The organism is Pseudomonas sp. NFACC08-1 (assembly GCF_900106735.1).
In the GTDB taxonomy this organism is placed as follows: Bacteria; Pseudomonadota; Gammaproteobacteria; order Pseudomonadales; family Pseudomonadaceae; genus Aquipseudomonas; species Aquipseudomonas fluorescens_Q.
Map to the genome: position 1 here is coordinate 26,931 of NZ_FNNL01000023.1, position 26,396 is coordinate 53,326.

General features: G+C 63.4%; 6 protein-coding genes (1 of these 6 only partly in view). 4 read left to right on the forward strand and 2 right to left on the reverse strand.

Annotated features, from left to right (window positions below; translation table 11 throughout):
- The 4 genes from BLU76_RS29105 to BLU76_RS29120 form a co-directional block, all read left to right on the forward strand.
- Positions 1-210, forward strand: the final stretch of a protein-coding gene (locus BLU76_RS29105) for a non-ribosomal peptide synthetase (RefSeq protein ID WP_092225572.1). 12,237 nt of this gene lie to the left of the window's left edge; only the last 210 of its 12,447 coding nucleotides appear in the window; its start codon lies off the left edge, out of view; it ends in the stop codon at positions 208-210.
- Entirely contained in the window at positions 210-13,745 is a 13,536-nt protein-coding gene (locus BLU76_RS29110) for a non-ribosomal peptide synthetase (RefSeq protein WP_092225574.1), read from the forward strand. The genes BLU76_RS29105 and BLU76_RS29110 overlap by 1 nt, the downstream gene beginning before the upstream one ends.
- Entirely contained in the window at positions 13,742-16,969 is a 3,228-nt protein-coding gene (locus tag BLU76_RS29115; RefSeq protein ID WP_092225576.1) for a non-ribosomal peptide synthetase, read from the forward strand. The genes BLU76_RS29110 and BLU76_RS29115 overlap by 4 nt, the downstream gene beginning before the upstream one ends.
- A gap of 638 nt (positions 16,970-17,607) precedes the next feature.
- Positions 17,608-20,085 carry a TonB-dependent siderophore receptor gene (locus BLU76_RS29120; RefSeq protein WP_092225578.1) on the forward strand — a complete coding sequence of 826 codons (2,478 nt, stop codon included), beginning with the start codon at positions 17,608-17,610 and terminating at the stop codon, positions 20,083-20,085.
- A gap of 204 nt (positions 20,086-20,289) precedes the next feature.
- Here BLU76_RS29120 and BLU76_RS29125 read toward each other — a convergent pair whose 3' ends face one another.
- Both BLU76_RS29125 and BLU76_RS29130 read right to left on the reverse strand, forming a co-directional pair.
- Positions 20,290-24,438 (reverse strand): non-ribosomal peptide synthetase, encoded by a 4,149-nt coding sequence (locus BLU76_RS29125; protein ID WP_092225580.1) that lies wholly within the window; start codon positions 24,436-24,438, stop codon positions 20,290-20,292.
- Positions 24,439-24,475: 37 nt separating this feature from the next.
- Positions 24,476-26,134, reverse strand: coding sequence for a cyclic peptide export ABC transporter (locus BLU76_RS29130; RefSeq protein WP_063320267.1), 1,659 nt, complete (start codon positions 26,132-26,134; stop codon positions 24,476-24,478).
- Between the last annotated feature and the right edge of the window lie 262 nt (positions 26,135-26,396).

Sequence of the window (26,396 nt, forward strand, 5' to 3'; positions counted from 1 at the left end):
TTCTTCGAGCTGGGCGGCCATTCGCTGCTGGCGGTCAATGCCGTCTCGCGTCTGGCCCTCGAATTGGGGCTGAGCCTGACCCCGCAACTGATTTTCCAGCATCCCGTCCTGGGGGATTTTGTCGCGCAACTGGACATCGGGGACGGGCCAATCAACGAACAGAAACTGAACAAGCTGGAAGCCCTGCTTGATGAAATGGAGGAAGTCTGATGGATAAGAGTGTTGCTTTGAGGATTGCCAAGCGCTTTATCACTCTGCCGCTGGACAAACGCCGGCTGTACCTGGAAAAAATGCTCGAAGAGGGCGTCTCGCCGGCCAACCTGCCGATCCCCGAGGTGCGCTCCGGGTTTGAACACATCGCGCTGTCCTATGCCCAGGAACGCCAGTGGTTCCTGTGGCAGATGGACCCGCACAGCTCGGCCTATCACATCCCCAGTGCCCTGCGCCTCAAGGGGCCGTTGGACGTGGCCGCCCTGGAGCGCAGCTTCAACGCCCTGGTCGAGCGCCACGAGAGCTTGCGCACCACTTTCATCGAGCATGGCGAGCAGGCCGTGCAGGTCATCCACCCGCACATGCCGCTGCGTATTGCGGTCCACGCGTTGCCCGCCGGTTCGCCAGCCAGCCAGGACGACAGCATCAAGGCCTTCGTCGAGGCGCAAAGCGCGCGCCCATTCGATCTGCGCCAGGGGCCGCTGCTGCGGGTTTCACTGTTGAAAATCGCCGAAGACGACCATGTGCTGGCGCTGATCCAGCACCACATCATCTCCGATGGCTGGTCGATGCAGGTGCTGGTGGATGAACTGGTGCGCTACTACGCCGCCGACACTGCCGGCCAGCCACTGGAACTCCCGGAACTGACCGTGCAGTACGCCGACTACGCCATCTGGCAGCGCCACTGGCTCGAGGCCGGTGAGCGCGAGCGGCAACTGGCCTATTGGCTCCAGACCCTGGGTGGCGAACAACCAGTTTTAGAGCTGCCCCTCGATCACCCACGCCCACCCGTGCAGAGTTTTCGCGGTGCGCGCCTGGACCTGAACCTGTCGCCGGAACTGGGCGCGGCGCTCAAGCAACTGGCCCAACGTGAAGGGGCCAGTTTGTTCATGGTGTTGCTGGCCTCGTTCCAGGCGTTGCTGCACCGCTACAGTGGCCAGCCGCAGATCCGCGTCGGCGTGCCCGTGGCCAACCGCAACCGGGTCGAGACCGAGGGCCTGATCGGCTTTTTCGTCAACACCCAGGTGCTCAGCGCCGATGTCGATGGGCAGTTGCCGTTCGATCGCTTACTCGCTCAGGTCAAGCAGTCGGCCATGGCCGCCCAGGCTCATCAGGACTTGCCCTTCGAGCAGTTGATCGAAGCCCTGCAACCGGAACGCAGCCTGAGCCACAGCCCGATCTTCCAGGTCATGTTCAACCACCAGACAGCCAGTGATACCCAGGACCGGCAGTTGCAGCTGCCACGGCTGAGCATCGAGGACCTGGTGTGGGAAGGGCGCACCGCCCAGTTCGACCTGACCCTGGGCACCTATGAAACCGAGCAGGGTGTTGCCGCCGAGCTGACCTACGCCACCGACCTCTTCGAAGCGCAGACCATCGAACGCCTGGCCCATCACTGGCAGAACCTGCTGCAAGGCATTGTCGAGACGCCGCAACAACGTATCGGTGAGTTGCCGTTGCTTGACGCCGCCCAGCAGCGCCTGACGCAGCAAGACTGGTACCGCGTGGCCGACCACGGTGCCGGAACCGGATGCGTGCACTGGTGCATCGCCGAACAAGCGCGCCAGACTCCCGACGCGCTGGCGCTGACCATCGATGGACAGACCCTGACCCATGGGCAACTGGACGCGCGCGCCAACCAGCTCGCCCACCGCTTGATGGCCCTGGGCGTGACGCCTGACCAGCCAGTGGGCATCGCAGTGGAGCGCAGCGTCGAGATGATCGTCGGCCTGCTGGCGATCCTCAAGGCCGGTGGCGCCTACGTGCCCCTGGACCCGGCGTATCCCGAGGATCGCCTGGCCTACATGATCGAGGACAGCGGCATCGAACTGCTGTTGACCCAGGCCCGTTTGCAGGCGCTGCTGCCGATTCCGGCCACCCTGCAGACCCTGTTGCTGGACCAGCCCGACGCCGCGCTGCAGGCCGCACCGCGCAGCTGTCCGGTGGTGCCACTGAGCGCCGAACATCTGGCCTACGTCATCTACACCTCCGGTTCCACCGGCAAACCCAAGGGCGTGATGGTGCGTCATGGCGCGCTGAGCAATTTCGTCGCCAGCATGATCGCCCAGCCGGGGCTTGCGGCCAGCGACCGCATGCTCTCGTTGACGACGTTTTCCTTCGACATTTTTGGCCTGGAAATCTACGGCCCGTTGTCGGCCGGGGCCAGCATCGTACTGACCGGCCAGAACGTCCACCAGGATCCGCAAGCGGTGCTGGCGCTGATCGAGCGCCATGACGTGACCGTATTGCAAGCCACCCCTTCGAGCTGGCGCATGCTGCTGGATCACGAGCAGTCTGCGCTGTTGGCCGGGCGCACGTTCCTGTGTGGCGGCGAGGCGTTGCCCCTGGAACTGGCGCAACGCTTGTTGGCCCTTTCGCCGAAGGTCTGGAACCTCTACGGCCCGACCGAAACCACGATCTGGTCGGCGGTGCACCCCTTGAGCCCGGAAAGCAGCCGTCCGTTCCTGGGCAAACCCCTGGACAACACGGCGCTGTACATCGTTGGCAGCGACCTGACGCTCAACCCACCCGGTGCGCCGGGTGAGCTGCTGATTGGCGGTGAAGGCCTGGCCCGCGGCTATTTCCAACGCCCGGCCCTGACCGCCGAACGTTTCGTGCCCGATCCGTTTTCCAGCACGGGCGAGCGGCTGTACCGCACTGGCGACTTGACCCGTTATCGGGCCGAAGGCGTGGTCGAGTACATCGGCCGTATCGACCATCAAGTGAAGATCCGTGGCTTGCGGATCGAACTGGGGGAAATCGAAGCGGCGTTGCTGGCCCAGGCGAGCGTGCGTGAAACCGTGGTGGTGGCCCATGAAGGCCCGACCGGGGCGCAACTGGTGGGCTACGTGGTGCCGGTCACGGCTGAGGTGTTGGACGCCGAGGCCGAGGCCGCGTTGCGCGCCTCGCTGAAAACCGCGCTCAAGGCGCAGTTGCCCGAGTACATGGTTCCGGCGCACCTGTTGTTCCTGGCGCAACTGCCGCTGACGCCCAACGGCAAGGTCGATCGCAAGGCGTTGCCGGCCCCGGATGCCAGCGAATTGCAACGTGCCTACGTGGCGCCCCGCAGCCAGCGCGAGCAGCAAGTGGCGCAGATCTGGCAGGAGGTCCTCAAGCTTGAGCGTGTCGGGCTGCACGACAACTTTTTCGAGTTGGGCGGACACTCGTTGCTGGTGACCCAAGTGGTCTCGCGGGTTCGTCGGCTGCTGGACATCGAGGTGCCGCTGCGCAGCCTGTTCGAATACAGCACGTTGCAGGATTTTGTCGCGGCCCTCGACGCCGGGTCGGGCGTACAGCCCCAGGCCATGGCCGCCGTGGCGCGGGATAAGCCACTGCCGCTGTCGTTTGCCCAGGAGCGCCAGTGGTTCCTGTGGAAAATGGACCCGGACAGTGCCGCCTACAACATTCCCACGGCGCTGCGATTGCGCGGCACCCTGGACAAAGTCGCCCTGCGCCGCAGCTTTGAAGCGCTGGTGCAACGGCATGAAAGCTTACGCACCGTGTTCGTGGAGGACGATGGACGCACCTGCCAGGTGATTCGCCCGCAGGGGCAGGTCAGCTTCGTCGAACAACGTCTGAGCGCAGCGGATGAGGCCAGCATTCAGGCCTTCCTCGAGGAGCAGACACAACGCCCGTTCGACCTCTTGAACGATGCGCTGCTGCGCGTGGCATTGCTGGAGCTGGGTGAGCAGGACCACGTCCTGGCGCTGACCCTGCACCACATCGTTTCCGATGCGTGGTCGTTGCAGGTGATGGTCGACGACCTGATGAGCCTGTATTCGGCGTTCGCCCAGGGGCAGCCCGCGCAGTTGCCCGGGCTGGAAGTGCAATACGCCGACTATGCCGTCTGGCAGCGCCAATGGATGGCCGCCGGCGAACAGGATCGGCAACTGGCCTACTGGACCGCGCAACTGGGCAGCGAGCAACCCCTGCTGGAACTGCCCACCGACCATCCGCGCCCGGCCCAGCAAAGCCTGCGCGGGGCGCGGCTGCCGATTGTGCTGGATCCTGCGTTGAGCGATGCCCTCAAGGCCCTGGCCCGGCGGGAAAACGTCACGCTGTTCGTGCTGTTGCTCGGTTCCTTCCAGGCCCTGCTGCACCGCTACAGCGGCCAGGCCGACATCCGCGTCGGGGTGCCGATTGCCAACCGTCAACGCCTGGAAACCGAACGGTTGATCGGTTTCTTCGTCAATACCCAGGTGCTGCGCGCCGAGTTCCACAGCGATCTGACCGGTGCCGATTTGCTGCAACAACTCAAGCAGACGGCCATGGCGGCGCAGATGCATCAGGACCTGCCGTTCGAGCAATTGGTCGATGCCTTGCAGCCCCAGCGTAACCTGAGCCACAGCCCGTTGTTCCAGGCCATGTTCAACCACCGCAACGAAACCGCCTCGGTCTTTGAAGACGCATTGCCGGGCCTGGCGGTCGAACCCCTTGGCTGGGCGCAGCGCACCGCGCAGTTCGACCTGAGCCTGGAGACCACCGACAGCCCGCAGGGCCTGCACGCTGCGTTGATCTACGCGACGGACCTGTTCGAGCCGGCCACCCTCGAACGCATGGGCCAGCATTGGCTCAACCTGTTGCACGGCTTGGTGCAGGACCTGGATCGCCCGGTTGCGCAGTGGACGTTGCTGGACGCTGTCGAGCGTCGGCGCCTGCTCGTCGACTGGAATGCGACGGCGGTTGCGTATCCGCTCGATCGCAGTGTCCAGGGTTTGATCGAAGAACAGGTACGCCGGACCCCGGATGCCCCGGCGCTGGTGTTCGGCGAGCAACGCCTGAGCTACGGCGAACTCAACGCCCAGGCCAATCGCCTGGCTCACACCCTGATCGAGCATGGCGTCGGCCCGGATGTGTTGGTGGGCATCGCCGTGGAACGTTCGGTGGAAATGGTCCTGGGGCTGTTGGCGATTCTCAAGGCCGGCGGTGCCTATGTGCCCCTGGACCCGGAATACCCCCGGGATCGCCTGGCCTACATGTTCGAGGACAGCGGCATCGGTTTGCTGCTGACCCAGCAGCATTTGCTCGATCAGTTGCCGATTCCGCAGGGGATCGACAGCCTGGTGCTGGACCTGCCTGATGGCGGGGTGTACGCAGGTTGCGACACAAATCCGGACGTGGTGGTCGACGGCGAGAACCTGGCCTACGTGATCTACACCTCCGGTTCCACCGGCAAGCCCAAGGGCGCGGGCAATCGTCATTCGGCGCTGGTCAACCGTCTGTGCTGGATGCAGCAGGCCTATGGGCTCGATGCCACCGACAGCGTGCTGCAAAAAACGCCGTTCAGTTTCGACGTGTCGGTGTGGGAGTTCTTCTGGCCGCTGCTGACCGGCGCGACCCTGGTGGTGGCCGCGCCGGGCGTGCATCGCGACCCGACGCAACTGATCGAGTTGATCACCGCACAGCGCATCACCACGCTGCACTTCGTGCCATCGATGTTGCAGGCTTTTGTGCAAGACCCCCACGTGGCCGAATGCACCAGCCTCAAACGCATCGTTTGCAGCGGTGAAGCCCTGCCGGTGGACGCCCAGCAGCAGGTGTTCGCCAAACTGCCGAACGCCGGCCTGTACAACCTCTATGGCCCGACCGAGGCGGCCATCGACGTGACTCACTGGACCTGTGTCGAGGAAGGTCGCGACAGCGTGCCGATTGGCCAGCCGATCGCCAACCTGGGCACCTACATCCTGGATGATGAGCTTTCGCCGGTTCCGGTGGGCGTGATCGGCGAGTTGTACCTGGCGGGCGAGGGACTGGCCCGTGGATACCACCGCCGCGCCGCGCTGACGGCCGAGCGGTTCGTGACCGGCCCCTTTGGCCACGGCCAGCGGCTGTACCGTACTGGCGACCTGGCGCGCTACCGCACCAACGGTGTGATCGAATACGCCGGGCGCATGGACCATCAGGTGAAAATCCGTGGCCTGCGCATCGAACTGGGGGAAATCGAAGCGCGCCTGGCCGAGCACGATGACGTGCGCGAAACCGTGGTGATCGCCCAGGGCGGTAGTCTGCTGGTGGCCTACGTGGTGCCGACACGCACTGAATTACTGAGCGCCGAAGAGGCCGTGCGCCAGGCACTGCAAGGCCGCCTCAAGGCGCATTTGAGCCAGTCCTTGCCCGACTACATGGTGCCGCAGCACTGGTTGTGGCTGGAAAAAATGCCGGTCAGCCCCAACGGCAAACTGGAGCGCAAGGCGCTGCCCCCAGCCGATCTCAGCGCCAGCCCCAAGGCTTACGTCGCAGCGCATACCGCCATGGAACAGACACTGGCCGGTATCTGGCAAAGCGTGCTCGGGCAAGCGCAAGTGGGTGTCAGCGACAACTTCTTCGAACTGGGGGGCGATTCGATCATCTCCATCCAGGTGGTCAGCCGGGCCCGTCAGGCCGGGATCCATTTCAGCCCCAAGGATTTGTTCGTCCACCAGACCATCCAAGGCCTCGCCAGCGTGGCCACCCTGGATGACAGCCGCCCCGGCATCGACCAGGGCCCGGTGACGGGGAACGCGGTGTTGCTGCCGTTCCAGCAGTTGTTTTTCGAACAGGACATGGCCGAGCCTCACCACTGGAACCAGTCGGTACTGCTCAAGGGCTTGCGACCGATCCACGGCGGGCACCTGGAGCAGGCGCTCCAGGCCTTGGTGACCCACCACGATGCCTTGCGCCTGGCCTTCAAACGCGAAAATGGTAGCTGGACCGCGCACCATCAAACCCTCGCCGAGCAGCAGGCGGCTTGGCAACGTTCACCGCTGTTGTGGACCGCCGAAGTGGCCGATGCCCCGGCGCTCGAACGCTTGGCCGAACAAGCCCAGCGCAGCCTGGAACTGGAAAGCGGCACGTTGTTGCGCGGGGTATTGGCAAACCTCGCCGACGGCAGTCAACGGCTGTTGCTGGTGATTCATCACTTGGTGGTGGACGGGGTGTCCTGGCGCATTCTGCTGGAAGACCTGCAACAGGCTTACCAGCAGTTGCAAGCCGGCCAGGCCCTCAAGCTGCCGGCCAAGACCAGCGCTACGCAGGCCTGGGCGCAACGCTTGAAATTGCACGCCGACAGTGCGGCGTTGCAGGCGCAGATGACGTATTGGCAAGCGCAACTGGAGGGCGCTCGTCACGATCTGCCTTGCGACCGTCCTCAGGGCGAATTGCGCAGGTGCGATGGGATGCAGGTTCAGACGCGACTGGACAAAGACCAGACCCGCCGGCTCTTGCAGCAAGCGCCAGCGGCTTATCGAACCCAGGTCAACGATCTGCTGTTGACCGCCCTGGCCCGGGTCATCGGTCGATGGACCACCGATGGCTCGACCTTGATTCAACTGGAAGGCCATGGCCGTGAAGCGCTGTTCGATGACGTGGACCTGAGCCGCAGCGTCGGCTGGTTCACCAGTCTGTTCCCGGTGCGTTTGACACCGGCAGCGACCGCTGGGGAATCGATCAAGGCCATCAAGGAGCAGTTGCGGGCGATCCCCGACAAAGGCCTCGGATTCGGTGTGTTGCGCTACCTGGGCGACGAGCAGACGCGGCGTACCCTTGAGGCGCTGCCGAAGCCGCGGATCACCTTCAACTACCTGGGCCAGTTCGACAGCGGTTTTGCCGAGGAGGCCGACGGGCTGTTCAGCCCGGCCAGTGAAGCGGCAGGCGAGCCACAGAGTCCCCTGGCGCCGCTGGACAACTGGTTGACGCTCAACGGCAGTGTCTACGCCGGCGAGCTGAGCATCGACTGGACATTCAGCGCGCAGATGTTCGACGCCTCGACGATCCAGGCGCTGGCCGTGGATTACGGTCAAGAGTTGCAGGCGCTGATCGAGCACTGCTGCCAGGCGCAGCACCAGGGCTTCACACCGTCGGACTTCCCCCTGGCCGGGTTGACCCAGGCGCAACTGGACGCCTTGCCGCTGGCGCCGCGACAGGTCGAGGATATCTATCCGTTGTCGCCGATGCAGCAGGGCATGTTGTTCCACACGTTGCTTGAGCAACAGGCCGGCAACTACATCAATCAGTTGCGGGTAGATGTCGAAGGCCTGGACGTCGAGCGCTTCCGCCAGGCCTGGCAGGCGGCCATGGACGCCCATGACGTGCTGCGCAGCAGTTTTGTCTGGGAAGGCGAATTCAAGCGCGCCTTGCAGGTGGTGCACAAACGCTTGGAGGTTGCGTTTGTATCCCACGACTGGCGCGCCAGGCCGGATTTGTCACAGGACCTTGAAGCCCTTGCATGGGCACAGCGCCAGGGCTTTGCACTGGATGCGGCGCCGTTGCTGCGGCTGGTGGTGGCGCGCGTGGCAGAGGACCGCTATCACTTGATCTACACCAGCCATCACATCCTGATGGATGGCTGGAGCAACTCGCAGTTGCTCGGCGAAGTGCTGCAACGCTACAGCGGCCAGGTCTTGGCCCGGCCATCCGGACGCTACCGCGACTACATCGAGTGGCTGTCGGCTCAAGACCCTCGGGCCAACGAGCAATTCTGGCAGGCGCAACTGGCCGAACTGGACGAGCCGACGCTGCTGGCGGGGGCTTTTGCCCGGGACAACCGCACCGATGCCCGCCATGGCCACGGCGAACACGAGCAGTTGCTCGATGCCCAAACCACGGCGCGGCTGCAGCGCTTTGCCCGTGAGCAGAAAGTCACGGTCAACACGCTGGTGCAAGCGGCCTGGCAGTTGTTGCTGCAACGCTGTACCGGACATTCCACCGTTGCCTTCGGCGCCACCGTGGCCGGACGTCCGGCACAGATTCCCGGCGTGGAGCAGCAGATCGGCCTGTTCATCAACACCTTGCCGGTCATCGGCCAGCCCCGGGCCGAGCAGAGCGTCGGCCAATGGTTGCAGGAGGTCCAGGGGCGCAACCTGAGCCTGCGCGAGCACGAACACACGCCGCTGTTCGATATCCAGCGCTGGGCCGGGCAGGGCGGTGCGGCGCTGTTCGACACGCTGTTGGTGTTCGAGAACTACCCGGTTGCCCAGGCTCTGCAAGAGGGGGCGCCGGCCACGTTGCGCTTCGGCGAGGTGGCCAATCACGAGCAAACCAACTACCCGCTGACCCTGGCGGTGAACCAGGGGGAAACGCTGTCGTTGCTCTTGAGTTACAGCCACGACAGCTTCACGCCGGCCGACGTGAGCCGTATCGGCGGGCACCTGCGCCATCTGCTGGAGCAACTGACCCTGGGCGGCGAGCGCTCGGTCGGGCAATTGGCATTGCTCGATGCCGAACAGCAACAGGTCCAGCAGGGTTGGAACGCCACCGCGATGGATTACCCCCTCGATTGCAGCGTGCATCGACTGATTGAAGCGCAGGTGGCTAAAACCCCCGACGCCTGTGCCCTGGTTTTTGCATCCCAACGGCTGAGCTATGCCGACCTCAATGCCCAGGCCAACCGCCTGGCCCATGTGCTGATCGAGCACGGGGTCGGCCCGGATGTGCTGGTGGGCATCGCCGTGGAGCGCTCGGTGGAAATGGTGGTCGGCCTGTTGGCGATCCTCAAGGCCGGTGGCGCCTACGTGCCGCTGGACCCGGAGTATCCCCAGGATCGCCTGGCTTACATGTTCGACGACAGCGGCATTGGCTTGCTGCTGACCCAGGGGCATTTGCTGGAACAACTGCCGCTGCCGACCGGCCTGCGCAGCCTGGTACTGGATCAGCCCGGCGACTGGCTGGCCGGTCGCAGCGACCGCAATCCAGCGGTCGCGGTCGATGCTGAAAACCTCGCCTACGTGATCTACACGTCGGGCTCCACCGGCAAACCCAAGGGCGCGGGTAACCGTCACTCGGCGCTGGTCAATCGGTTGTTCTGGATGCAGGACGCCTATGGGTTGGCGGCGAGCGACCGTGTGCTGCAAAAAACGCCGTTCAGTTTCGACGTGTCGGTCTGGGAGTTCTTCTGGCCATTGCTGACCGGTTCGACCCTGGTCATGGCGCCACCCGGTGCCCACCGCGACCCGGCGCAGATGATCGAGCTGATCAGCGCGCAGCAGATCACCACCTTGCACTTCGTCCCGTCGATGTTGCAGGTGTTCATGCAAGACCCGGAGGTGGGTCGTTGCCAGAGCCTGAAGCGGATCATTTGCAGTGGCGAAGCCTTGCCGGTGGATGCCCAGTTGCAGGTGTTCGCCAAACTGCCCGCTGCCGGCCTGTACAACTTGTACGGCCCCACCGAAGCGGCCATCGACGTGACGCATTGGACCTGTGTCGACGAAGGCCGGGACGCGGTGCCGATTGGCCAACCGATCGCCAACCTGAGCACGTTTATCCTCGACCCGGACCTGTCGCCGTTGCCGGTAGGTGTCACCGGCGAGCTGTACTTGGGAGGTGAAGGCCTGGCACGGGGTTACCACCGTCGCCCGGCGTTGACCGCCGAGCGCTTCGTCACCAGCCCGTTCGGTGACGGCGCGCGCCTCTACCGTACCGGCGACCTGGCGCGCTACCGGGCCGACGGTGTGATCGAGTACGCCGGGCGCCTGGATCATCAGGTGAAAATCCGTGGCCTGCGCATTGAACTGGGCGAGATCGAGGCGCGCCTGGCCGAACATGCCGAGGTCCGCGACAGCGTCGTGATCGCCCAGGACGGCACGCTGCTGGTGGGCTATGTGGTGCCGCAATCCTCGGCGCTGTTGAATGCCGAGGCCAGTATCGGCCTTGCCTTCGAGCAGGCCTTGAAGACCCACTTGGGCCAGCACCTGCCGGACTACATGGTGCCGCAGCATTGGGTATGGCTTGAGCGCATGCCGGTGAGCCCGAACGGCAAACTGGAGCGCAAGGCGCTGCCCCGATTCGACGCCAACCAGTCGCAGCAAGGCTTCGTGCCGCCCGAGGGTGAGCTGGAGCAACGGATTGCCTGCATCTGGCAAGAAGTACTGGAGGTAGAGCAGATCGGGCGCAACGATCATTTCTTCGAACGCGGCGGCCATTCGTTGCTGGCCACCCAGGCCGTCTCACGACTGCGCAAGCTGACGGACTATCCGCTGAGCCTGCGGGACCTGTTCAATCATCCGCAGCTCAAGGCGCTGGCGGCCCTGATGGCTGGGAGTGCGGATGGAGCGGTTCGGGCGGGCGACTCCAGTGGGATCCGGCTCAAGGCCCATGGGCCGCGACGTTCGGCACCGTTGTCGCTGGTGCAGCGGCGCCTGTGGATCGCCGAACAATTGTCCGGCGGCACCTCGGCCTATGGCATGCCCCTGGCGTTGCGCTTGTCTGGCGAGTTGTCGGTGGAACACCTGTTGAGCAGCTTCGCCGAAGTGGTCCGCCGCCATGACGTGCTGCGCACGGCGTATACCCAGGACGACGAAGGCGATCCGCTGGCGCTGATTGCCGATGAGATCGAAGGGGACTTCCCGGTGATCGATTTGTCGGGCCTCTCGCCCAGCGCCCAGCAAGAACAGGTGGCCCGGGCGACGCTGGAAAACGCGCGCACGCCGATTGACCTGCAACAGGCTCCGCTGTGGCGCGGGCGGATCCTGCACCTGGGACCGACCGAGCATGTGTTGTTGTATGCCATGCACCACATCATCTCCGATGGCTGGTCGATGGGGTTGTTGATCAACGAGCTGGTGCAGGTCTACGAAGCGTCCCTCAACGGCCAGCCGATGCCGCTGCCGCCCCTGGACGTTCAGTACTACGACTTCGCGTTGTGGCAGCAGGCGCTGGAAGACCAGGGCGTGCTGGCGCGTCAGGCCGACTACTGGAAACACCGGCTCAGTGGCTATGACGGTCGCCTGAGCCTGCCACTGGAAAACCCGCGGGGGCTGACAGCGTCCTATGACGGCGATGCGTTGCAATTCCACCTTTCCCCCGGGTTGACGGCGGCATTGCGGCGCTTGTCGAGCGAGGCCGGTGTTACGCTGTACAGCACGCTGCTGGCGTCGTTCCAGGTGTTGTTGCACCGGGTCTGCGCGGCGCAAGACATCGTCGTGGGTGCCGACGTGGCCGGTCGTGAACAGCCTGAGCTTGAGCGCCTGATCGGTTTCTTCGTCAACGTGTTGCCTCTGCGTTCGCGTTTTGACGCCGAACTCACGTTTGCGGCGTTCCTGGCCCACACCCAGGACAACCTGCTCGGTGCGCTGGAGCATCAGGACCTGCCGTTTGACCAGATTGTCGAGGCGTCGGGCGTACCGCGACACAAGGGGATGAATCCGTTGCTCCAGGTGTTGTTCGTGATGAACAACGTACCGGTACGCAGCCGAACCGTGGCCGGATTGAACGTGGAAGCCCTGCCAGCCCTTGAGACCCATTCTAAATTCGACATGGCGTTGTTCGTTGACGAAGAAGAAGGGCAACTGCGCGGTAATTGGCAGTTCGCCACAACCTTGTTCGGACATGAGCGCATTCAGCACCTGATTCAGGCCTGGACAGCCCTGTTGGAACAGATCGTCGCTGATCAGGACATTCAATTGGGAGCTATCCGCATGCCAGTCAACCACTTGGCGGCAGCCGCCACGCCTGCCACCGTCCCGGGGCCCAAGGCCGATAAACTGGGCAAGTTTCTCAAGCGTTCCGCGACCCCGGTCGCCAGGCCCCGGCCAACGCGGGTGCGCGAATCCCTGGTGGCGGCGCCGCAACGATTCCCGCTGATGCTGGAGCCGGGCGAGCCCCATCTGGATGTCATCGAGTGGATCCAGCAGAACCGGCCGTTCATCGAACAAAAGCTGGCCGAACATGCGGGCATCCTGTTTCGCGGTTTCCAGCTGGACGGCATCCAGGGCTTTGAAGCGTTCGCCGAAGCGATCCAGCCGGGCCTCTATGGTCAGTACGGCGACCTACCCAAGAAGGAAGGAGGCAAGAACACCTACCGCTCCACGCCGTACCCCGAGCGCAAGATGATCCTGTTCCACAACGAGAGCTCCCATCAGGACCGCTGGCCGCGCAAGCAGATGTTCTATTGCGAGCAAGCCGCGCCCGTGGGCGGCGCGACCCCGGTGGTTGATTGCCGCTTGATGTACGAAAAGCTGCCGGCGGACCTTCGTGAAAAGTTCGAGGACAAAGGCCTGCTCTACGTGCGCACCTTCACCGACAAACTCGACGTGTCGTGGCAGCACTTCTTCAAGACCGAAGACCGCGGCGAAGTGGAGGCCCGCTGCCGGGCAGGTGGCATCCAGTGGCGCTGGCTCGATAACGACGAGTTGCAAACCCGCACGCCGGGCCCGGCGATCATCACCCACCCGATCACCGGCGAGAAGTCGTTCTTCAACCAGGTGCAGTTGCATCACATCTTCTGGCTGGAGCCGGATGTACGGGAAGACCTGCTGTCGATGTTCGGCCTCGAACGCATGCCACGGCAGGTGTATTACGGCGACGGGACACCGATTGAGGATGAGGTGATGGCGCGTATCGGTGAATTGTACGAAGCCTGTGCGGTGCGCTTCGACTGGCACAAAGGCGACGTGATCCTGCTGGACAACATGTTGGTGGCCCACGCTCGCGATCCGTTCGAAGGCCCGCGCAAGATCGTGGTGGCCATGGGCGATATGTACGACCACAGCAGTCTTGAGCACCGGCCTGCCGCCGGGCAAACCACCCAGGGCGCACTCAACACCGAGGAAAGCGGAGCATGAACGAGGTCACGATGGACGCGCACGATTCAGGTTTCGCCCTGACGCCCGAGCAACAAACCGTGCTTGAGCAACTGTCGACCACGGCGACCTGTGGCGACGCCTTGCGCTGGCTGAACGTAGTCATTGACGGCGACCTCGATCCGCAGCGCTTGCAGGTGGCGTTCGATACGCTACTGGCGCAGCAGCCGATGCTGCTGGCGCAATTGGGCAAAGTCGCCGGGTTCCACGGTTTGCGTCAGGCCGCCGCTGGTGCCGGGCGCTTCCCACTGACGGTGCAGGCCGGTGAGCAACGGGCCGAGGAAGTCCAGGCGCAGATCAACGAATCGATGGGCCGCGCGTTTGTGCCTGGCGAATCGGCTAGCGTCCAGGCTGTGCTGTATCGCCTCGGGCCCCAGCAATGGCAACTGGTGCTGGGCGTCGCCCGCTGCAGTGCCGATGGGCAGTCGCTGAATCTGCTGCTTGAGCAAGTACAGCAGGCGTACGCCGGGGTTCTGGCATCGGAAGACGAAGCACCGGGCGAGTTTGCCCAGTACCTGGAGTGGCGCAGTGAAGTGGTGCTGGATGAGGATGCCGCCAGCGCACGCAGCTACTGGCAGCAACACCTGCAAGGCCAGCAGGCGGACATCGCCACGCCATGGTTGGCCGGCCGCAGCGCCAGCCGCGAGACCCGCGCCGCCGACGCCTGCGTGGCCCTGACGCTGGAGCCTGCCCAGCGTGAGGCTTTGCAACGTCTGGCCACGCAGCTCGGGCAGCCGCTTGCCACGCTGCTGCAAGGCGCCTGGTGGGTGTTGCTGGGCCGTTTGAGTGGACGTGAGCAGGCGCTGGTCGGTGTGCGCCATGACAGCCGCAGCGACTACGAATACTTCGCCAGTGCCGTGGGCGTGTTCGAGAAAACCTTGCCGCTGTGCGTTTCGTTGCCCGCCACCCAGTCGTTCAATGAGTGGCTGGTGGCGCTGGCGGCTCGTCTCGAAGAACACCGCACCTGGCAGGAATACTGGACGCCGGAACTGAGCCCTGACGCGGCGCGCCCGGCCTACGGTTTTACGGTGGCTCAGGCGAGTCGTGCCCAGGACAGCAGTGGTCTGCACTGGGCGCCAGTGTCGGTGCCTGTGCGGGCCGATGGGTTCGAGTGCTTGTTGCAGGTGCAATTGAACGGTGCCGAGCAGCTTGCCGGGGTTGATCTGTATTACGCCAGCGCGCTGTATTCGCCAGCCTCGGCCAATGCCGTGCTGGAGCAGTACGGCGTGCTGTTGGCGTCGATCCTTGCGGCCGGGCACACCCCACTGGCGCAGCTCAGCCTGCTGAGTCGCGCCGAAGAACAGCGCTTGCGAGCGATCAACCCGCCGATGCAGGCCTTGGCGGATGGCCGTTATCTGCCCCGGCGCATTGCCGATTGGGCGATTGACAGGCCGGATGCCATCGCCCTGACCGACGCCCATCAGTCATGGAGCTATGGCCAGTTGCAAACCCGGGTCGACAGCCTGGCCCAGGGCTTCAAGCAACAAGGCCTGGGCAAGGGTTCGATTGTCGCGCTGGCGTTGCCGCGCTCGGCGGAGCTGGTGATTGCAATGCTGGCGAGCTGGCGCATGGGGGCGGCGTATCTGCCCCTTGATGTGCAATGGCCCCAGGCGCGCCAGGCGCTGATGCTGGAGCAGGCTGGCGCGGCTGTGTTGCTGACCGATGCGGCGCATCTGCCGGCCTGGCAGGATCAGCCCTACAAGGCGCTGACCGTGGCGCAGCTGAGTCAGTCGGCGGGGGCATTGCCAGACCTGGTCACTCAGGGCAACGACATGGCCTATGTGTTGTTTACATCCGGCTCCACCGGGGTGCCCAAGGGCGTGGTGATCGAGCATCGGCAATTGCTCAACTACACCGCCCAGGCCAGCCAGGCCCTGGGACTTGAGCAATGCAAGGACGTCGGTTTCACGTCCACTGTGGCGGCGGACCTGGGCAACACGACGTTGTTTGGCGCGTTGTTCAATGGCGCGACCCTGCATGTGGCCAGCGATGAGCAGATGCAGGACGGCGCGTTGTTTGCCGGGTACCTGCAGCAGCACCGGATCGACTGCCTGAAAATCGTACCGTCGCACCTTGCGGCACTGCTCGACAGTGAGCACGCGACCCTGCCGCGTACGCTGGTACTGGGTGGCGAGCCGATTCCGCCGCCGTTGATCGAGCGCATCGCCCGGTTGCGCAGCGATTGCCGGGTGTTCAACCACTATGGGCCGACCGAAGCCACGGTGGGGGTGATGATTCATCCGTTGTCGCTGCACGGCGCGGTCGACGATTGTTCGGCGCTGACTCAGGTGCTGGGCAACAACCAGGTTTACGTGCTGGACGCCGATCTGCGCTTGGCGCCGGTGGGCGTGCTGGGTGAGGTGTACCTGGGCGGCGCGCAGTTGTGCCGGGGTTATCTGAATGCCAAGGCGGATGAGCAGACGTTCATCCAGAGCCCGTTCGATCCGGCCCAGCGCTTGTATCGCAGCGGCGACCTGGCGCGTTATCGCGCGGACGGGGCGATCCAGTTGCACGGTCGGCGTGATCAGCAGGTCAAGGTGCGTGGGTTCCGTATTGAGCTGGCGGAGATCGAGGCCGAGCTGCTGCGTGTGCCGCAAGTGGCCGAAGCATTGGTGCTGCCGGCAACCTCGGCCGAGCAGGGACTGTTGGCCTTTGTCGTGGCGCAGCAGGGCAGGTCGGCGGGTCTGCTGGACGCCGTCCGTGCTGAGCTGAGCGCTCGCCTGCCCAGTGTGATGGTGCCGCAGCAGTTGCAACTGATCGAACGGTTCCCGCGGCTGGCGAACGGCAAGATCGATCGCAAGGCGTTGCAACAGTGGGCGGGTGCGGCGATGGCGGACGAAGACGCGGCCCCACGGGATGCACTGGAGCAATTGCTTGCCGCGCGCATGGCGCAATTGCTTGGGCTTGAGCGATTGGGCATCGACCGCGACTTCTTTGCCGCCGGTGGTCATTCGCTGCTGGTGATCAAGTTGGTGGCCGGTATTCGCAAGTTGTTGCAGTGCGACATCCACCCGGGGTTGGTCTTCGATCATCCGACCGTAGCGTCGCTGGCACTGGCCTTGCGGGCAGTGGAAAGCAGTCCGGGACAACTGGAGAAAATCGCCCAGGTGCGCCTGCGCATGGAAGCGATGAGCCCCGAGGAAAAGGCCCTCCTGACCGAACAGGCCCGCCAGCTGCAAGCCGCCAGGGCGGCGCCGCTGGGCTGATTCCGGGGCGGGTCAGATCTTAAAAACCATGCAGAACCCTGTGGTGAGGGGATTTATCCCCTCGCCACAAAGGCCGAGTTGCCAATGAATAGGTCTGCCCGACGCTGACGAATCCGAATAACCCACCATCAATCCCGCCATACACCAACCCCCGTGGCGAGGGAGCTTGCTCCCGCTGGACTGCGTAGCAGTCCTGAAACAGGCTGCCGCTATTTGTCTGGCTCACCGCGTGAGGGCTTTTGGGGCTGCTGCGCAGCCCAGCGGGAGCAAGCTCCCTCGCCACAGGTGTGTTCACAGCTTTGGTATTGGCGGTGTTGGTAAAAAAGCCGGCGCCCATCAGCGCCGGCCTTTTTTTAACTTTTTACGCGAATGATAAATAAACTCATTCCGGTTTTTGGCAGGTGCTGCGTCTTACTTAGGTATGTGGGCAAATCGGGTCGGGCAGGACGCCCAGGCACCGGGTTTGTTCAGCAAAGATTTCGCCGTCGTCCAGCCAGATGACCGTGCCCGGGGAGGGGCCGGTCGGCCACGCACTGACATTGCCTTGGGGCAATCGACCGTGCGGGCTCACGTGTGCTGGCGAGCGGCGGGCCCTTCGGCCCCATGGACTTTTACTTCTACCAATAATAGAGAGCACGATGTCATCCATTCATGAGTTGAAACCTCTGTTCAAGGCACTCGTCATGTCCCGCGGCCTGCGTTCGCGGCGGGTGTTGGCCGGTCTGGGGTTGGTCTGCGTACTGCCCCTCAGCGCTCAGGTGATGGCGGAAGACGTCAGCATCAACATTCCTGCGCAACCGCTGCCGCAGGCACTGCAAGCGTTCGGTCAGCAGACCAACCAGCAAGTGATCTACAACGCTGCTGACATGGCCGACCTGAAGAGTACCCGCGTCAGCGGCAAGATGAGCCCGCAGGCGGCCATCGCCGAACTGCTCAAGGGCACTGGTGTGCGCTACAGCCTCGAGGGCAATACTCTGATGCTGATGCGCGGCCCTGCCACCGGAGGCCTCGAGCTGGGCGCGACCACCGTCAAGGCAACGGCCCTGGACGCGACGACCGAAGGCAGCCAGGCCTACACCAGTAACGCGGTGACCATCGGCAAGGGCACTCACACCCTCAAGGAAATTCCCCAGTCGATCACCGTGATGACGCGCAAGCAGATGGATGACCAGAACCTGGTCAGCCTCAAGGACGCCGTCAACCAGACCACCGGTATCGTTGGCCTGCAGGGCGTCGGCCAAGGCATGATCCTGTCGTCGCGCGGTTTCCAGATCGACGACTGGCAGTACGACGGTGTGCCGATCCTGCGGAACAACTATTCCCTGGGCAACTGGGCGACCCAGGACCTGATCTTCTTCGACCGCCTGGAAATCATGCGCGGCGCCGCCGGCCTGCTGCAAGGCACTGGCAGCCCCGGCGGTGCCGTCAACCTGGTGCGCAAGCGTGGCCAGAGCGCTCCGACCGTGACCCTGACCGGCAAGGCCGGCTCGTGGGATCACTACGGCCTGCAACTGGACGCTGGCGGCCCGCTGAATGACGCCGGCAACATCCGCGGCCGTATCGTCGCCGACGAAGACCAGAGCAATTCCTTCGTCGACCATGCGTGGAGCAAGACCCATTCGCTGTACGGCGCGCTGGACATCGACCTGAGCGAAGACACCACCCTGGGCTTCGCCGTCAGCCAATCCAACGGTGAATCACGCGGCAACATCCGCGGCTTGCCACGCTACGCCGACGGGTCGATGCCGGACGTGTCGCGTTCGACCTACACCGGCGCGCGCTGGAACCGTTCCGACATCGATGTCACCACCTACTACACCGACCTGGAGCATCGCTTCAACGAGGACTGGGCATTCAAGGTGGGTGCCGTGTACATGACTGAAGACAACCAGGCGAAAAACCAGCGAGTGCAAAGGCTTGGCGGCCTCAACCCTGATGGCACCGGCGTGCAATATGCCGATTTCGTGACCGATTTCCAGTCCACGAAGTCCGGTCTCGACATGAACCTGACCGGCAAGTTCGAAGCATTGTCGATGGAGCAGGAAGTCATGTTCGGCGGCAATTTCTCGCAGTTGGAGACGGATGATAAATACGCCCGTACCTTCAACAGCACCAGCGACTCCATCTTCGACCTGAACAATGACCGACCGGACATCAGTTACGAAGACCTGATCAACGCTCCGCTCGGGCGGGGCGTCCTCAGCAAATACGATATCCGCCAGAAGGGCGTGTACGGCACCTGGCGCGTCAAGCCGGTTGAAGACCTGACGCTGGTGCTGGGTTCCCGGGTCAGTTGGTATGACTTCAGCTACAAGGCGAAAACTGAAACCTCAGCCGGTATTACCCCCTACTCGGGAACCACCGGCACTGAAACCGGGGTGGTCACGCCCTACGCCGGTATCATCTATGACCTGAGCCGTGAGTGGGCGGTGTATGCCAGTTATACCGACATATTCCAGCCCCAGACCGAGGTCGATACCAGCGGTTCGGTGCTTAAGCCCATCGTCGGCACCAACTACGAAGTCGGCCTCAAGGGTGAGCTGATGGACGGTCGGGTCAATACCTCCCTGGCTATCTTCCGTTACGACCACGAGAACCGTGCCATCGAAGACACCGCCGGAGGGATGCTATGTGAGGGCGGGTATTGCTCGACAGCCTCGGGGAAAGTGCGCAGTCAGGGTTTCGATGCCGAAATCAGTGGTGAAGTGATAGACAACCTGCAGCTGTTCGCGGGCTACACCTACAACACCACCAAGTACCTGGAGGAGCCGGGGAAGGACGGTGTTGTCTTCAGTAGCTGGACGCCAAAACACATGCTGCGGGTGTGGGGCAACTACCAACTGACCGGCGACTGGAGCCGCGTCAGCACTGGCCTGGGCTTTACCACCCAAAGCCACACACTGGTTTACGAAGAAAAGACCCACATACCGGGTTATACCGTGTGGAATGCCCGTGTCGGCTACCAACTGACACCGGAAATCGCTTTGGCGGTCAACGCCAACAACTTGTTCGACAAGACGTACTTAACGTCCGCTTACAACCAGCTTGATGGCAACAACAACTTCGGTGACCCACGCAACCTGATGTTCACCGTGAAGTACACCCCGCAGTTCTGATTCTCGCGCGCAGAAAAAACCGACCCGCCTTGTGCGGGTCGGTTTTTTTATGGGGTTTGCCAGGCCGTCCAGCCAGTTTTCAGGGGAATGCAAAACCTGTGGCGAGGGAGCTTGCTCCCGCTTGAGTGCGAAGCGCTCACAAAAAAGGGCTGCTGCGCAGCCCAGCGGGAGCAAGCTCCCTCGCCACAATGACGGTGCCTGACGCTACTTATCGGGTGTCGTACTGCCCAGAAAAACCTCGATCAGCGAATCAAGCAACCCCTCATCAAAGATCATGCTGCGATGGCGCAACGGCGAATACACCGAGCATTGCAGCTCGCCGGTCAGGCTGTAGCCCTTGATCAGGTTCTCGCAGAAGGCCAGTTCTTCCGGCGTTTTTTCCGCCTGGGTCCACCAGCAGCTCGGGCGTACCCGTACCGGTTTGAAGGTGAATGCGTCAAACGCTTCCAGCAACCGATCATGCACCGAGAACGCCTGGGCATTCATGACTTCATCCTTGACGCTCTGCACGATTGACAACAAGTCGCCTCGCCCCGGCTCGATCTGGCTGGCGGCCCATTCGTGGAATGCCTGGACCGTGCTGTCGGGGTTCTGTTGCCGGTAAGCCGCCGTGCGCTCGGTGAGGGTTGGAAACAGCAGGTCGAAATATTCGATGGCCCCAAGCAGATCCTGGGAGGCCGGGTCGGTTTGCCCATCGCCTGGCAAATGCCGATGACGCGATAGGGTTGCCGGGTACAGGTGTTCCGGAATCGTGCTGTCCACCAGGCCAAGGAAACTCACCGTATGGCCCTGGCTTTCCAGCGTCGCCGCAATGTCCAGGGCGATGGTCCCGCCCAAGGACCAGCCCATCAGGTAATACGGGCCCTGGGGCTGGGCGTTGACGATTTCCTGGCTGTAATCGGCGATCATCTCGCGCCAGGCTTCAGGGCTCGCATGGGGCTCGCTGAAGCCACGGTGCATGACGCCAAAGGTGCGCGCCCGGTGTTGGAGTTTGCGCGCCAGTGGCTGATAGCAGAAGACGATGCCCCCGCTGGGATGCAGGCAAAATAATTGCGGTGCGCTGGCGGGGGCGTTGTTCAATTCCACAAGGCATGGGGTCTGCTCCCGATGTTTTTGCGAAATGAACAGGGCCAACTCGGTGATGCTCGGGTGGGCCAGCAGCTCTTGCAGCCGCACCGTGATATTCAGGCGGGCCTTGAGGTTGGCGATCAGCTCGATGGCCAGGATCGAATGCCCGCCCAGTTCAAAGAAGCTGTCGTTGACACCCACGCGCTCAACCTTGAGGGACTGTTGCCAGAGCTGCGCCAGGGCCTCTTCCAACTGAGTGCGGGGCGCCACGTAGTTCGAATGCCGGAGGCTGGCGTCAGGCTCCGGCAAGGCCTTGCGGTCTAGTTTGCCGTTGGCGTTGAGAGGGAACCGGTCGATGAACAGCAGGTGGCTGGGCACCATGTAGTCCGGCAGATGCGCTTTGAGCGCGCTCAACAAACCTTCGCGTAACTCGGCGCTGGGCGGTTGCGTGGCAATCACGTAGGCGACCAGTTGCAGGCCGGTCGGGCCGTCATGGGTCAGTACCACACAATCCTGGACCGCCGGCAGCGCTTGCAAACGTGCCTGGATTTCGCCCAATTCAATGCGGAATCCGCGGATCTTGACCTGATGATCCAGGCGCCCGATGTACTCGATGCTGCCGTCGGTGCGGTAGCGCGCCAGGTCGCCGGTGCGATACAGGCGGCCACCCGGCAGCGGATCGAACGGATCGGGGATAAACCGGCTGGCGGTCAGGTCGGCGCGCTGGTGGTAGCCACGAGCCAGGCCGGCCCGGCCGACATACAGCTCACCGATGCACCCCTTGGGAACCGGGTTCAGGTGCGCGTCGAGCAAGTACCAGGACAGGTCGACGATGGGCTGGCCGATCGGGCTCGTGGTCTCGCTGTGCAAGTCGTCGATCGACAGCGGTCGCCAGGTGACATGGACCGTGGTTTCCGTGATGCCATACATGTTGATCAATTGCGGCGACTCGTCGCCGAAACGTTCGAACCAGGGGCGCAGGCTCTGCACGTCAATCGCTTCGCCGCCAAAAATCACCTGCCGCAACCGATGAGCAAGCGGCTGGTGAGCGTCGCAGGCGACCTGCAACAACGACTTGAACGCCGAAGGTGTCTGGTTGAGCACCGTAACGTTTTCCTGGCAAAGCAGGGCGTAGAATTCCTGCGGCGAACGGCTCACGGCGTGGGGCACGATGACCAGTCGGCCGCCGTGCAGCAACGCGCCGAAAATCTCCCACACGGAAAAGTCGAAGGCATAGGAATGAAACAGGCACCAGACGTCCTGGTGATCGAAGCTGAACCAGTGCTCCGTGGCCTGGAACAAGCGGCTGACGTTGTGATGCGCCAGCAGTGCGCCCTTGGGCTTGCCGGTCGAGCCTGAGGTGTAGATCACGTACGCCAGGTTATCCGGGTGTATCGGCACATCCGGATTGTGTTCGGGATAGGCGCTATCGGCGTCGCCCGAATCCAGCAACAGGCAGTTTATGGTGGCGGGCAACGCCAGCGATTCACGCAGATGGGCCTGGGTCAGGATCTGCGTCACGCCACTGTCCTCGATCATGTACGCCAGGCGGTCAGCCGGGTAGGCCGGGTCCAGTGGCACGTAGGCACCGCCGGCCTTGAGGATTGCCAGCAGGCCGATGATCATCTGCGGTGTGCGCTCGACGGCGATGCCGACCAGTACGTCGGGTCCGACGCTTTGCTCGATCAGCCGGTGGGCCAATTGGTTGGCCCGTCGGTTGAGCTCGGCATAGCTCATGTGCAGCCCTTCAAAGGTCAGGGCCATGGCGTCGCCCGTGGTGGCGGCATGGCTTTCGATCATCTGGTGCAGGCAACGCTCACGAGGCAGTTGGGTCGGCTGGCGGTTCCAGTCGTGCAGGGTTAGCTGGCGTTCATCAGCACTGAGCAATGGCAGCTCGCCGAAGGCGCGTTCAGGTGTTTCGATCAGGCCCCGCAACAGGTTCTGCCAGTGCTCGGCCATGCGCTCGATGGTGTCAGTGCGATAGAGATCACGGCTGTATTCGAAGGTCGCCACTATCTGCTGTTGTGAATAGTCGACATCCAGCGACAGGTCGAACTTGGCCTGGCTGTCGCCTGTGTCGAGAAATTCCAGGGCCAGTTCGCCTTTGGGGGAGATCGGCAGGGCCGGTGAGCCGGTGCGCCAGTTGAACAAGACCTGGAACAAGCCCTGTGCGCCGGGGTGTTGCAGTTGATCGAGGATCAGCTCCAGCGGGTAGTCGGCATGTTCAAGGGCGGCGAGGGACTGCCCGCGCAGATCCCGCAGAAAATCCAGCCCGCTGCGGCTCGAGTCGATTCGCGTGCGATACACCTGGCTGCTGACGAAAAAACCTACCAGCTCTTGGCTTTCATGGCTGTTGCGGTTGGCGTTGGGGACGCCGACGGTGAAATCGTCCTGGTTGCTGTACCGGCCCAGCAACATTTGCCAGGCCCCCAGCGCCACCACGAAAGGCGTCAGCCCCTGGCGTTGGCAGAACGTGTCCAGGGCCCGGGCCATTGCGGGGGCAAGTGACAGATGTACGCGTCCGGCCATATGTTGCTGGCCCGTGGCGCGGGGGAAATCCTGGGGCAGCTCCAACGTGGGCAGGTCCTGCCCCAAGTAGCGACTCCAGTATTCGCCACTGCGTTGGCAGGCCGTGCTTTGTAAATACTCGCCTCGCTGGTGGGTGGCGTAGTCGGCGTATTGCATGGGCAGCTGTGGCAGCGGCGATGGATCGCCGAGCAAGGCCCGGGCATAGGCCTGGGTCATGTCCTGCATGAGGATCGTGTTGGACCAGGCATCGGAGACGATGTGATGCATGTTGAGCAACAGCACATGTTCGTCGCTGTCCAGCCTCAGGAGCGTGGCCCGCATCAGCGGCGCGCGGCTGAGATCGAACGGTTGCCGCGCGTGCCGCTCGATGCGCTGTGAGAGCGCCGTGGCACGCGCCTGGGGGGCGAGGTCGCCGAGGTCTTCCCGGTGCAGGACGAGGCAGGCGTCACGCTCGACCACCTGGACCGGCGCGCCGTCGATGTCATTGAACGCGGTACGCAGGATGTCGTGTCGGTCGATGACGCGATTCAGGGCTTGCTCCAGGGCGTCGGCATCGAGCTCACCGCTCAGGCGCAGGGCCCGTGGCAGGTTGTAGGCCGAACGGGCCGGGTCACGCTGGTGCTCCAACCACAAGCGTTGCTGGGCGAAAGACAGGGGGGCGCGGTCCAGTCGGCGGCGGCTGGAGCTGGCGTGCGTGTCGCCCGCCAGGTCATCGAGCAGCAGCGTCAGCAGATCATCATCTAGCAGTTCGTTCATGGTGTTCTCGCGGTAAACAGCATTGCGTCGGGCGGGTTCAGGCAAACGCCGCCGGAGCTTTTTCACTGACCACCTGACCGGCCTGCATCCGGACCAGTTGATCGGCGATGTCGAAATAGCGGTCGTCGTGGGAAATGACGATGATGGTTTTGCCCAGCGCCTTCAGTTCCGGCAGCAGTTCGGTATAGAACACCCGCCGGAACAGCGGATCCTGGTCGGCGGCCCATTCGTCGAACACCAGCACGGGACGCTCCTCGAGCCAGGCATTGAGCAACGCCAGGCGTTTGCGCTGGCCGGTGGACAGGTCGGTGGTGCTGAAGGCACCGTCGCGGATACTGACCTTGTGGGCGATTTCCAGGCGCTCCAGGTAGCGGTTGGCGTCCTTGGGCACCTGTTGATCGCCCTGGACCAGCTCATCGAACAGGTAGTAATCGGCAAAAATCGTGGTGAACAACTGGCGATAATCGTCCCGTTGAGCGGCGCCTACCGGCGCGCCGTCGAGAAGAATTTCACCACCCTGGGGGAAATAGAGGCCCAGCAGCAGCTTGATCAGCGTGGTCTTGCCTCCACCGTTTTCGCCGACGATGAACACGATGTCACCTTGGGCGATGGACAGGTTGACCGGTCCCAGGGCGAAGGGTTGGCTGCCTTCGACCACCGGGAAGGCGTAGTGCACATCACGCAGTTCCAGCTGTTGGATCGTGGGCTTGCGCAGGTGCTTGTCGTTGAGCAGCAGGTGCGGCTCGGGTGAGGAGAATTGCTCGGCCAGTTCGGCAATGCGCTTGAAGGCGATGTTCGCCCGGCTGATCACCGGCAAGGTCATCACCAGGTATTCCAGCGGGCCCTTCATGTACAACAGCACCAGCACGAAGCCGCTGAGCACGGTTTTATCGATGCCCAGCCACAGTGATTGCAGGGCCAGGACCAGGCCAATGACCACAAAAAACAGCATCGAGCCGAAGGTCTTGGCCACCACGAACGTGTTGACCGAGCGGATGTTGGTCGCGCAGATGTAGTCGGCGGTCGCTTCGATGCGCTGGCTGAACATGCGCTGGCGGCGCGGGCGATGAATGCGCAGTTCCTTGGCCCCGGCGGCGATGGCGCCGTAGTGTTTCTGCAGCGCATCCTCGGCCTCACGGGCCGCTTCGAAACCGCGGATGCCACGGGCACGCGCCAGGTATTGCACGACCGTGCCGATCACCAGCGCCACCAGCAGCAGGAAAAACATCGGCAGTGACAAGTAGGCCAGGTAACCCAGGCAACCGAGGGTGACCGTGAAGGCGATGGCCAGCGGCGCGAAGGAAAACGCGAAGTCGCTGACGGTGTTGACGTCGTGGGTCAAGACTGGAATGAGCCGATGGCTGCGATAGCGTTCGATCTGTTCGATGGGCGCCAGCAGGACTTTCTTGCCCAGGGACTTACGCAGCTCGGCGATGATGTTCTGGCCGACATGGTTGGTGCCGATGTCCGACAGAATCGAGGCCAGCAGCGCCGCCGCGCAAAGCCCGGCGAACGTCGCCAGCAGCCGGGGCGTGGGCGTTGTGGCGGCGTTCAGGGCGTCGTTGATGGTCGCCAGCAGGGCGGTGATGCTCAGGCCGCCCAGCATGCCCAAGAGAATGGAACCTACGACAATCAGCCGGAAGGGTTTGAGCAGGCTGAACATTTCATTGATCACCCCGCGGGTTGGTTGGCTCATGGAGGTTTCCCTGCTTGATGAAAGGGCGAAGGCCAGCGCGGGCATTCACCGCATGGGCTGGAGGACGGCGGCACGCCGGTTGGGGCGCGCCCACCTGTAGAACGATTGGTAGGGGAGGGGATTTAACGAGGAATCGCCTGACACACATTATTGTGGCGAGGGAGCTTGCTCCCGCTGGGCTGCGCAGCAGCCCCAAAAGCCCTCACGCGGTGAGCCAGACAAATAGCGGCAGCCGGTTTCAGGACTGCTGCGCAGCCCAGCG

Excerpts from the sequence above, each read along its gene's own strand:
- BLU76_RS29110 (WP_092225574.1), top strand. The coding sequence starts at position 210 with ATGGATAAGAGTGTTGCTTTGAGGATTGCCAAGCGCTTTATCACTCTG.
- BLU76_RS29120 (WP_092225578.1), top strand. The coding sequence starts at position 17,608 with ATGTCATCCATTCATGAGTTGAAACCTCTGTTCAAGGCACTCGTCATG.
- BLU76_RS29130 (WP_063320267.1), bottom strand. The coding sequence starts at position 26,134 with ATGAGCCAACCAACCCGCGGGGTGATCAATGAAATGTTCAGCCTGCTC.
- BLU76_RS29115 (WP_092225576.1), top strand. The coding sequence starts at position 13,742 with ATGAACGAGGTCACGATGGACGCGCACGATTCAGGTTTCGCCCTGACG.
- BLU76_RS29125 (WP_092225580.1), bottom strand. The coding sequence starts at position 24,438 with ATGAACGAACTGCTAGATGATGATCTGCTGACGCTGCTGCTCGATGAC.